The following is a 9,279-nucleotide window of genomic DNA, read 5'->3' as shown; positions in this document are numbered from 1 at the left end:
TGTTACCTACCATATTTTCACCTTGCTTTATTGAATCAATTCTTCTAACATCCATTCTTACTGATGCATAGAATTTTAATGCTCTTCCTCCAGGTGTTACTTCAGGACTTCCAAACATAACTCCAACCTTTTCTCTAAGTTGGTTTATGAATACAGCAACACAATTTGTTTTATTTATTGTTCCTGCAAGTTTTCTTAATGCTTGTGACATAAGTCTTGCTTGAAGACCTACGTGAGAATCTCCCATCTCCCCTTCAATTTCAGCTCTTGGTACAAGTGCTGCAACCGAGTCAATTACTATTGTATCTATTGCTCCTGATCTAACTAAGGCTTCTGTTATTTCTAATGCTTGCTCTCCAGTGTCTGGTTGTGAAACTATAAGACTTTCAGTATCTACTCCTAAGTTTCTTGCATATGATGGGTCTAAAGCATGCTCTGCATCAATAAATGCAACTGCTCCACCTTTTTTTTGTGTTTCTGCTACTATATGAAGTGCAACAGTTGTTTTACCTGAACTTTCTGGTCCATATATCTCAACAATTCTTCCTCTTGGTACTCCACCAATTCCTAGTGCTATATCTAAATCTAAGCATCCTGTTGAAATAGCTTCTATATCTAGTGTAGCTTTTTCTCCAAGCTTCATTACTGCACCTTTACCAAATTGCTTTTCAATCTGCCCCATTGCAGCTTCTATAGCTTTTAATTTATTAACATCTATATTACTCATTAATTCATTTCCTCCTCTTATAGAACAAACGTTCCTATTAATATAAGTATATATTATCATATTATTATAGTCAACATATTTTATCAATATTATACATATATTTTTTACTTTTATTCCATTTTATGTATTTAATGAAAGGTATAAAATAAGAGAATGTCTTAAGAAAAAAGACATTCTCTTATTTTTCTTTAGTAAATTACTTATTTGTTGATATAACTCCTTTGTTTTTTGCAAAGTAATCATATCCTGATATAACTGTTATTATAACTGCTAAGTATAACATTATTGCAGGAAGTCCTGTAAATATGAAGTGTATTATACTATGGCTATTTACAAATGTAGTAAGCCATGCTGATGTATTAATATTTACTTCAAGCAATAATAATATTATTGCTATCATTTGAATAACAGTTTTTATTTTACCCCACCAACTTGCTGCTATAACTTTTCCTTCTGATGCAGCAAGAGTTCTTAGTCCTGAAACTGCAAATTCTCTAGCTATAATTATTATAGCTGCCCAACTTGGAACAAGCCCTAATTCTACTAGTGAGATTAATGCAGCTGTAACTAGTAATTTATCTGCTAATGGATCCATAAATTTTCCAAAATTTGTTATTTGATTTCTACTTCTTGCAATATATCCATCTAATTTATCTGTTATTGATGCAAGAATAAATATGAACGTTGCAATGAACGTTCCATATGGTATACCATTAACAATTATAAATACTAGGAATATTGGAACTAATATAATTCTCATTAATGTTAGTTTATTTGCAAGATTCACATATACCAACTCCTATTAGATCATACTCCTCATTATCTTCAATTTTAACTTTTACAAAATCACCTTTTTTAACATCATCACAGCCTTTTTTAAAAAATACTGTTCCATCAATTTCTGGTGCCATTTCATAATTTCTTCCTATATAATATTCTCCATTTTTTCCTTCAACAAGAACATCATATACTCTTCCAATCTTTTTGCTATTTATTTCTCTAGAAACTTCTCCTTGAACTTCCATAAGTTCTTTTTCTCTTAGCGCTTTTACTTCTTCATCAACTTGACCTTCCATAATAGCTGCTGGTGTTCCCTCTTCTCTTGAATAACTAAATACTCCAACTTTATCTAACTTCTTATCTATTAAGAAATCTTTAAGTTCATTGAATTCTTCTTCTCCTTCATTTGGAAATCCTACAATAAGAGATGTTCTTAGAACTATTCCTTCCACTTCACTTCTTAAAGTATCAATTTTATCTAATATATCTCTCTTAGTAGTTTTTCTTCCCATAAGTTTAAGAATTTTATCACTTATATGTTGTATTGGTAAATCTAAGTATTTAACCACTTTTCCATTGACCTTTATCTCTTCTATTAATTTAGGATAAATTTCTTCTGGGTAGCAGTAAAGTAATCTTATCCATTTTAAATCTTCTATCTTTGAAAGTTCTCTTAATAGTATATGTAAGTTTTGCTCTCCATATATATCACTTCCATACATTGTTGTATCTTGTGCTATTAATATTATTTCTTTTGTTCCTGAACTTACTAAAGTTTTAACTTCTTCAATTATGTTTTCCATTTTTCTACTTCTGAATTTACCTCTTATTTTAGGTATTATGCAGTAAGTACAAAAATTATCACATCCTTCTGCTATTCTTACATAAGCAGTGCTTTTATCTGTTGTAAGTAATCTTATTCCTTCATTAATATTCTTATCTGAATAATTTACTGCATCTAAGATTTCATTGTTATCTATAAAGTTAACTATCATCTTATCAATCTCAGCATAATCATTTACACCAAGTATAATATCTATTTCAGGCATTAACTCCTGAAGTTCTTTCCCATATCTTTGAGTTAAACATCCTGTAGCAATAAGAAGTTTACATTTATGGTCTTCTTTATATTTTGCCATTTCTAAAATTGTATCTATTGATTCTTGTTTTGCTTTTTCAATAAATCCACATGTATTAACTATTATTATGTCTGCTTCTGTTGGATTATTAGTTATTTCATAAATTTTATTCATAACACCAAGCATTATTTCTGAGTCTACTCTATTTTTATCGCAGCCTAGACTTACCATTCCTACTTTATATTTTGCCAAACCATTTTCCTCCTGTGTTCCTGTTTGCTTATTTTATTGTATATCTCTTTTTATTTTATGACAAGTATTTTTCTTTATCTAATCTTCTTCATCACTAAAGTATTCTTCTTTACTTACTAATACTTTCCTTGGTTTACTTCCATCTCTCTCTGAAATTATACCTCTCTCTTCAAGTTCATCCATGATTCTAGAAGCCCTATTAAACCCAATTTTAAATTTTCTTTGAATAAATGATGTAGATGCTTGATTAAATGTAATTACAGTTTCTATAACATCATTTAATAGTTCATCTATCTCTTCACCATTTGCACTACTTTCTACATTTTTAGTTTCTTTTTGAATATGTTCTAAAATGTCTTCTTCATATTTAACTTCTTCTGAATCTTTTTTAACATATTCAACTACCTTCTCAACCTCTTCTTCTGATATAAAGCACCCTTGAACTCTTAAAGGCTTACTTTCACCTACTGGATAATAAAGCATATCTCCTCTTCCAAGTAATTTCTCTGCTCCACTACTATCTAAAATAGTTCTTGAATCAATTTGTGATGAAACTGCAAATGAAATTCTTGATGGTATATTTGCTTTTATAACTCCTGTTATAACATCAACTGATGGTCTTTGAGTTGCTATTACAAGATGCATTCCTGCTGCTCTTGCCATTTGAGCAAGTCTTCCTATATAATCTTCTACGTCATTTGCACAAACCATCATAAGGTCAGCAAGCTCATCTACTATTATAACTATATAAGGTAATTTTTCCTCTATTACACCTTTTTTATACAACTGATTATAAGAATCTATATTTCTTGCACCTGAATCTGCAAATAATTTATATCTCCTAGTCATTTCATTTACTGCCCAATTTAATGCAGCTGCTGCTTTTTTAGGATCAGTTACAACCGGAATTAGAAGATGTGGTATTCCATTATAAACACTTAATTCAACTACTTTAGGATCTACCATAAGAAGTTTAACTTCATCTGGTGAATATTTATAAAGAATACTTACTATTAATGTATTTATACATACACTTTTACCTGAACCTGTAGCTCCTGCAATTAATGTATGTGGCATTTTACTTAAATCTCCTATAACACACTCTCCACCTATATCTTTTCCAAGTGCAATTGCAAGCTTTTTATCACTATCTAAAAACTCACTTGTACCTAGAACCTCTCTTAAAAATACTGGTGTTTGTGTTTTATTTGGAACTTCTATTCCAACTGCTGCTTTTCCTGGAATAGGTGCTTCTATTCTTACTCCTGATGCTGCAAGACCAAGTGCTATATCATCTGCTAAATTTACTATTTTACTTACCTTTACTCCTGGGCTTGGTTGAAGTTCAAATCTTGTAACAGAAGGACCTTTTGTTACTTGATTAACTTCTGCTTCCACTCCAAAACTTAAAAGTGTACTAGTTAACTTGTCCGCACTCTTAATTAAATCTTTTCTATCACTTCCATTTAATTCTGTATCTTTATTAAGTTCTAAAAGTTCGATACTTGGCTTAATATATACTGAATGCTCTTCATTTTTTTTGCTTTCTTTTAAGCTATTTTCAATTTCTTTATTTACACTTTCTTTTTCTATCTCTTCTTTCTTTTTAGGTTTTTCTATCATTGGCTCATTTATTCTTGGTACACTTCTTTTCTTCTCCTCACCCTTTGGTTTAGATATATTTGAACTTACTTTCACTTCTTTTTTAGGGATTTCTTCTTCTTCTTCATCCATATGCATTTTAGAGCTACTCATAAATTCTAGAGTTTTCAACTTATTTTTATAATCCTCACCAAAAGATTCTGTAGAACGTCTTTTTTCCTCAATTCTTTTACTTCGTATCATGTCCATATTTTCTTCACGTCTTTGTGGTCTAGCATTTTTTAACGCCTTACTTTTATCTTTAACCTTTAGTCCTAAATCATAAAGTGTTATATCAAAAACTAATATTGTTCCTATTACTACAAATGCAAAATAAACAATATATGAACCTATTGCACCTAGGAAACTATATAGAGGATATGCTACTAAAAATCCTAATACTCCTCCATTAATTCCTCCATTACTTTTAGCGATACTATTAAATCCACTTGAAAAACTTATTTGATTCATACCACTTAAATATATTGTTGAACTTACTAAAATAAATATAATTACATAAATTGTTACTCCAATAAAATTCCTATTTAGTTCAACACTTCCCTTTCCTTTTATATATTCATATCCTAAATATAATATATATATTGGTATGGCATACGCACCAATTCCAACTAGGAAGTGAGCTATATTTTGTGCCATTACTGAAAGAGTTCCTATTAAATTAGTATATATTGCTAAGGATAGTATTATTCCAACTGCTATAAATACTACACCTCTTATATCACCGCTCTTATTATTTACATTTTTCACTCTAGCACTTCCTTGTGTTGTATTCTGCTTCTTATTTTTAGTGCTAGCTTTTGTTTTTGTTCCCTTTCCTTTACTTTTTATACTCACTCAATCACCTCACTCTTTCTAATTCTACAAGTATATAGAAAACTCCTTTTTTAAACAGAACAAAATCAGCCATAGTAATATAGCTGACCTTTAATCTTTACTTTTGGTCTATTAAGCTATTAAGCTTTTTAATTGCTTCTTTTATTCCACCCACACTATCTATAAGTCCACACTCAACAGCCTGCTCTCCAATTAAAATTGTTCCCATATCATTTAAAAGATCTCCTGTTTGCCTTAATAATTCCTCTAATTTTTTTTCCTTTATATTAGATGTTCTAATTATAAATCCATTTATTCTCTCTTGCATTCTTTTAAAATATTCAAATGTTTGAGATACTCCAATTATAAATCCATTCATTCTAATAGGATGAACTATCATTGTTGCTGATGGCGTAATAAAAGAATATGTTGCTGATGTTGCAAGTGGTACTCCAATTGAATGTCCCCCACCTATAACTATTGATACTGTTGGCTTTGATATTGAATTTATCATTTCAGCTATCCCAAGACCTGCTTCTACATCTCCTCCAACTGTATTTATTACAATTAAGATTCCTTTTACCTTTTTATTTTGTTCCATCTCTATAATTTGTGGAATAACATGTTCATATTTAGTGGCCTTAGTTTGTGCTGGTACTGCTACATGCCCTTCTATTTGACCTATTATTGATAAAACTCTAATTCTTTCATCATTTTCTACCACACCTGTATTTCCAAGTTCTTTTATTGCTTCAACCTTTGCATTTTCTATTTTAGAGTCTTCTACTACTTCTACCGATTTTTTTTCATCTATTTTTTTCTTCATAAAAACACCTCCCGTACAAATTTATTTTGTACGAGAGTATTTTTTTTATACATACATTATGCTAATTCAAAAGTTTTATGTAGTGCATTTATTGCTTTCTCTACATCTTTAGTATGAATAAGACACCAAATAGTCATATGTGAATCCGCTGTTTGTAATACTTCAATATTATTATCATTTAATCCTTGAACTATTTTTGCAATTATTCCAGGAATTCCTGTCATTCTACTTCCTACTATAGCAAGTTGACTACAATCTTCAACTAATTCATATTTTAATCCAATAGATTTAAGAACTCTCTCTAGTTTTTCTTTTCTATCTTTTCCTATTGTAAAGACTTGTCTCTCTGGGAATATGTTAATTAAATCCAAACTTATATCATTTGCCGCTAAAAGTCCTAAAACATTTCTATAGTTTGGATTTTTCTTATTATCCTCAAATTGTATTTTAACTTGAATTCTATCATTTTGATGAGTTATTCCTGTAATAATTTTTGGATGTTTTATATCCCCATTATTATTTATTAATGTTCCCTCACAATCACTCATAGTATTCTTTATTAAAAGCGGAATATTTCCTTTCATAGCTATATCAATAGCTCTTGGATGAATAACTTTTGCTCCATGATCTGCTAATTGGAATACTTCATTATAACTTATTACATTTATAAGTGATGCTTCTTCTACAATTCTTGGATCTGCTGTCATTATTCCATCTACATCAGTATATATTTCAACTCTTTCCGCTTCTAAAGCAACTCCTAGTATAGCCCCACTAGTATCACTTCCGCCTCTTCCAAGTGTTGTGAAATATCCATCTTCTGTTATTCCTTGGAACCCTGTTACAACAGGAACTTTTCCTTTAGCTAATAATTTTTTTATCTTCTCTGTATTAACATCTATATAATCAGCTTCTGTAAATTCATTATTAGTAATGATTCCAGCTTGACCACCAGTTAATGCAGTTGCATCTATTCCAGCATTAAATAAATCATTAGTCATTACAACCGAACTTATAAACTCACCACAGCAAGTTAAAAGGTCTGTTGATTGTTTGTTATACATTTTAAACTTATTGTCTATTAAAGAAAGTAATGTATCTGTTGCATAGGGGTCACCTTTTCTTCCCATTGCTGATACAACAACTACAGGTGAGAATCCTTCGTCTATAGCTTTTTTCACTTTTTCTATTACTTTTTCACGTCTTTCTTTCGTTGATACAGATGTTCCTCCAAATTTTTGAACAACTATTTTCACTGCAACTCCCCCTTAAAATCTATACCTTTGCCCTTCTCATATTTCTTTCATCGGCATCTAGTATTATCGTTTTCGCCCCAACTTTTTGAACACAGCTCCATTCAATTTCTAAAACCTCTCTAGCCCCTCCAAAAAGGCTAAACTTAGATGTTGCTACATCTATCAAGAGAAATTTTATATTCCCTTCATCATCTATAACAAGATCATTATTTTGAAGATAATCATATTTCTCTCCATCATTAATATTTATAAGTTCATACCTTTCAAGTTCACTAAGATATTTTATATTTTTTTCACCATGTATATACATAAATATACCTCCCTTTATTAATAAATAGTATATATATATTCATTCATACGGGAGATATTACACTTATTATATATCAACTTTTATATTTTTTCTATTTATATATATTAGTTTTTAGTTAAATATAATTGAATTTAGCTCTTCTTTATCTATAGATGGTCCTACATAAGCTGTATTTATTGCACCATTCTTAAAGCAATAATCTATAACTTCATTAACATCTTCCATTTTTATTCTATCTATTTTTTCTATTACATTTTCCTCAGTTCTTATCTCATTTCTAAATAATAAAGATTTTGCATTGGCAAACATTTTTGAACTTGTGCTTTCCTGTCCTAAAATATATGTTCCCTTTATCTTCTCTTTATTTATTTTAAGCTCTTCTTCAGTAATCCCCTCTTCAACAAATTTATCTATACTTTCCTTTATAACTTCTAAAGCTTTACTTGCTGAATTTTTATTTAATCCTAAATATATATTCATTCCACCAACTCCCTTATATGTATCCATATAAGAGTATATAGAATAACATAGCCCAAGTTCCTCACGAACTTTATTAAAAAGTATTGATGATGCTCCACCACCTAATATAGTATTTACTAAAACTAATGCATATGAATTTTTGTGATTATAAGGAATTCCTTTATATCCTATATTTATATGTACTTGTTCAATTTCTTTTTCTATACTTGAACTACCTTCTAAAACTTCAAACTTATCATATTTCTCTTCTATTTCTTCCTTGTTTTTCCATTCACCAAAATATTCTTCAATTAATTTTTCAGTTTCATCAAATTCTAATTTTCCACAAATTGATATTACTGAATTTTTAGGTACATAACGCCTCTCAATATAATCTATTAGCTTTTCTCTTGTAAAACTCTTTACCGTTTCATGAGTTCCAAGTATAGGCCTTTCTAGAGAACTTCCTTTAAATGCTATGCTAGAATGTAAATCCTCTAAAACCTCTTCTGGAGAATCAGTACTCATATTTATTTCTTCTAAAATGACACCCTTCTCTTTTTCCATTTCATCTTTATCAAATTTTGAATGTAAAAGTATATCTGATAAAACATCTAAACCTATCTCAATATGGCTTCCTAAAACTTTTACAAAATAACAAGTAGTTTCTTTTCCTGTAAAAGCATTTATTTGTCCTCCTATATTTTCAATGGCGCTTGTTATTCCATTAAAGCTTCTTTTCTCTGTTCCTTTAAAAAACATATGCTCAATAAAATGACTAATTCCATTTATCTCTTCTGTTTCATCTCTTGATCCATTTCTAACCATAACTCCGACACTTACAGAGTTTACTCCATCTATTTTTTCCATTACTATTTTCAATCCATTTTTTAATTCTATAACCTTGTGCATATTTTTCTCCTTTATCAATTGTTGTTTAATTCATTATAACAAAAAAAAGGCAATTTAATTGCCCTTTTTATATATTAATCATTCTTTTCTTCACTATTTTCTTCTAATGCATCTTTTCTTGAAAGATTTACTCTTCCTTGGTTATCAATTTCAGTTACTTTAACTAAAATTTCATCACCAACTGAAACAACATCCTCAACCTT

Annotated in this window: 9 protein-coding genes; all 9 read right to left on the bottom strand. The window is 29.6% G+C overall.

Annotated elements, in window-relative coordinates; translation table 11 throughout:
- Positions 1 to 727, bottom strand: a 727-nt coding sequence (gene recA / locus ACRDDY_RS14855; RefSeq protein ID WP_438565720.1) for a recombinase RecA, incomplete at its 3' end; no start/stop codon positions are given.
- 196 nt (positions 728 to 923) lie between these two features.
- Positions 924 to 1,514, bottom strand: a complete 591-nt coding sequence (pgsA, locus tag ACRDDY_RS14850; protein ID WP_438565719.1) for a CDP-diacylglycerol--glycerol-3-phosphate 3-phosphatidyltransferase — start codon at positions 1,512 to 1,514, stop codon at positions 924 to 926.
- Entirely contained in the window at positions 1,498 to 2,838 is a 1,341-nt protein-coding gene (gene rimO, locus ACRDDY_RS14845) for a 30S ribosomal protein S12 methylthiotransferase RimO (RefSeq protein ID WP_438565718.1), read from the bottom strand. Before rimO ends, pgsA begins: the two co-directional genes overlap by 17 nt.
- 78 nt (positions 2,839 to 2,916) lie before the next feature.
- Positions 2,917 to 5,334 (bottom strand): DNA translocase FtsK 4TM domain-containing protein, encoded by a 2,418-nt coding sequence (locus ACRDDY_RS14840; protein ID WP_438565717.1) that lies wholly within the window; start codon positions 5,332 to 5,334, stop codon positions 2,917 to 2,919.
- Positions 5,335 to 5,431: 97 nt separating this feature from the next.
- Entirely contained in the window at positions 5,432 to 6,139 is a 708-nt protein-coding gene (locus ACRDDY_RS14835) for a ClpP family protease (RefSeq protein ID WP_438565716.1), read from the bottom strand.
- A gap of 56 nt (positions 6,140 to 6,195) precedes the next feature.
- Positions 6,196 to 7,395, bottom strand: coding sequence for an aspartate kinase (dapG, locus tag ACRDDY_RS14830; protein ID WP_438565715.1), 1,200 nt, complete (start codon positions 7,393 to 7,395; stop codon positions 6,196 to 6,198).
- A 19-nt stretch (positions 7,396 to 7,414) separates the two neighbouring features.
- On the bottom strand, positions 7,415 to 7,705 hold the full coding sequence (locus ACRDDY_RS14825; RefSeq protein ID WP_438565714.1) for a YlmC/YmxH family sporulation protein: 291 nt from the start codon (positions 7,703 to 7,705) through the stop codon (positions 7,415 to 7,417).
- Between the two features lie 111 nt (positions 7,706 to 7,816).
- Positions 7,817 to 9,076: a M16 family metallopeptidase gene (locus ACRDDY_RS14820; RefSeq protein WP_438565713.1), complete on the bottom strand. Its 1,260-nt coding sequence runs from the start codon at positions 9,074 to 9,076 to the stop codon at positions 7,817 to 7,819.
- Positions 9,077 to 9,150: 74 nt separating this feature from the next.
- Positions 9,151 to 9,279 (bottom strand): S1 RNA-binding domain-containing protein (locus ACRDDY_RS14815; RefSeq protein WP_438565721.1); only part of this gene is annotated, 129 nt, incomplete at its 5' end.

Source organism: Clostridium sp., from assembly GCF_051656525.1.
Taxonomy (GTDB): domain Bacteria; phylum Bacillota; class Clostridia; order Clostridiales; family Clostridiaceae; genus Clostridium.
This window is presented reverse-complemented; position numbering and strand designations above follow the sequence as displayed.